This is a genomic window from Halobacillus sp., assembly GCF_049282395.1.
Lineage (GTDB): Bacteria > Bacillota > Bacilli > Bacillales > Halobacillaceae > Halobacillus.
The window spans coordinates 1-1,536 of record NZ_JBAPTY010000084.1 but is presented as its reverse complement, the minus strand read 5'-3'; the positions used below and the strand labels follow the sequence as shown (position 1 = coordinate 1,536).

Sequence of the window (1,536 nt, the reverse complement as noted above, 5' to 3'; positions counted from 1 at the left end):
ATACGGGACTGTCTCACTTCGACGTTCTCGTGAACGGAAAACTGGTTTCCGAGAAATCTCTTGGAGCGGACGCTGATTCTTACAAAGTTGAGAATCCAGACGAAGCGACTAATGTAAAAGTTGTTGCCCATGACTATGCAGGCAACACCACTTCTGACAATGCGATGGAAGAAGAGGATGGCACGGTTCCAGCTGTCACAGCCCTTACTCCAGAAGCATTGAGCGTAACCAATAATAAAGAAGTAGAAGTAACCGGTTATGTAAAAGACGATTCTCAGGTGGAAAGCCTGACAATCAACGGAAAAGATGCAGAATTAGACTGGGATAAAAAGAACCAGCGCTACAACTTCAGCGAAACCATCAGCTTCAAGAAAGATGGGTTCAAAGAAATTGAATTTAAAGCTGTAGATGACAGCGGTAATGACATTTCCTTCATCAGAAGGTTCTTGTTAGATTCCACGAAACCAGTTCTAAACATTGATGGACCGCATACAACCGATCAAGGAGAAGCGGACCTTGAAATGAATGTGAAAGATAACTTTGACGACCTTCGTCTCTATGTCGATGGCAGCGAAGTTTACAAGAACGTGTTTAAAGAACCATATGAAATGAGATCACTTGAAGAAACCATCAGCGAAACAGTGAATCTGGAAGAAGGTAAAAACTCTTTCGAGATTGAACTAGTGGACTTGGGCGGCAATACCACCACCAAGCACATCACCATCTATCAATCTGATAAAGAGCCTAAATCCTTCAACGATATTCCGGAAGATTACTGGGCTGAAGAAGTGATTCAGAAACTTAACGTGGGCGGCGTCATTCTCGGTTATCCAAACGGTGATTTTGGAACCAATGACGACATCTCCCGTGTGAATGCCGCGAAAATGATCGTTCGTATCCTTGATCTGGATACTGAGAATGTCGAAGATCCAGGATTCAATGATGTGAAGAAAGGCGATTACGGCTACGCTGATATCGCAGCTATTGCAGAAAGCGGAATTATGGTTGGTTCCCCGGACGGCAACTTTAATCCGAAAGCCAGCCTGAAGCGTTCTGAAATGGCGAAAATCCTTGTCGATGCCTATGACCTGAAAGGCAGCACCGACGATGGATTCAGTGACGTGCCTCTTGATCACTGGGCGTATGATTACATCAATACGCTGGCAGCTAACAAGATTTCCATCGGTTACCCGGATGGAACGTTCAAGCTGAACCGTGACACGACTCGTGCTGAATTTGCGATGTTCCTTGCAAAAGCTGAGGATGATCGTTTCATTAACTAAGTAAGAAAGACAAGAAGCAGCTGAGGCTTACATGAGCCTCAGCTGTTTTTATTTAAAGCTCTTTTAACGTTACTATTGGCTTTATTCCCGCAAGAGTCTCGCTGTTACCCTCCGGACCTAACGATATATGGATAAATAAATTATGTAAGAGGTCAGGGGAAGTACTCTAGGGAATATTTGCGCCACTCAGATTAACGTTATAGAAGGTAACGTTAATCGATTATCCCCCCACAAGGAATCTTTCAGGATTAGG

The 1,536-nt window shown here is 43.9% G+C and carries 1 protein-coding gene; it reads left to right on the top strand.

Going from position 1 to position 1,536, the window contains the following annotated elements; genetic code table 11:
• Window positions 1–1,283 (top strand): S-layer homology domain-containing protein (locus tag WAM07_RS04295; protein ID WP_422165063.1); only part of this gene is annotated, 1,283 nt, incomplete at its 5' end.
• Window positions 1,284–1,536 lie beyond the last annotated feature (253 nt).